The organism is Neisseria sp. P0021.S007 (genome assembly GCF_051956855.1).
This window is the reverse complement of record NZ_JBQCXA010000287.1, coordinates 1-848: the sequence shown is the minus strand read 5'-3', so window position 1 is coordinate 848 and position 848 is coordinate 1. Positions and strand designations below refer to the sequence as shown.

1 protein-coding gene is annotated in these 848 nt (G+C 49.6%); it reads left to right on the top strand.

Features of this window, described 5'->3' with window-relative positions:
• On the top strand, positions 1-848 hold an 848-nt coding region (locus ACTHUR_RS12865), incomplete at both ends, for an amidophosphoribosyltransferase (RefSeq protein WP_440398883.1).

Genomic DNA, 848 nt, shown 5'->3' with positions numbered 1-848 from the left:
CCGAAGTATTACTCAATGTATTCGCGCACGAATTACGCCGCGAAGTCTCTAAAAATATAGCCCCTTACCAACTCACTATCGACAATATTTTCAACGCCGTTTCCGAAGTACACCGTTTGGTACGCGGCGCATACGGCGTAGTAGCCATGATTGCAGGATACGGCATGCTGGCTTTCCGGGATCCTTTCGGTATCCGTCCGTTGGTTTTGGGTTCGCAAATTGACGAATCCGGCAAAAAATCTTATGCCGTTGCCTCCGAATCCGTTGCCTTTAATGCACTTGCCTATGATTTGGAACGCGATATCCAGCCGGGCGAAGCCGTATTTATTGGTTTTGACGGCACGATTATTTCCCGTCAATGCAGCGATAAAGCCAAATTAAGCCCTTGCCTTTTTGAATATGTTTATTTTGCCCGCCCGGACTCCGTCATCGATGGCGTTTCCGTTTATCAGTCCCGTATGGATATGGGCGTATCTTTGGCAGAAAAAATCAAACGCGAGCTGCCTGTCGATGATATTGATGTCGTGATGCCTATTCCCGATACCAGCCGGCCCAGCGCGATGGAGCTTGCCGTCCATCTCGAAAAACCTTACCGCGAAGGTCTGATTAAAAACCGCTACATCGGCCGCACCTTTATTATGCCCGGTCAAGCAACACGCAAAAAATCAGTGCGCCAAAAACTCAGCCCGATGGAAACCGAGTTTAACGGCAAAAGCGTTTTGTTGGTGGATGATTCCATCGTGCGCGGTACGACCAGCCGTGAAATCGTTGAAATGGTACGCGCGGCAGGTGCACGCAAAGTCTACATTGCTTCTGCAGCTCCCGAAGTGCGCTATCCAAATGTGTAC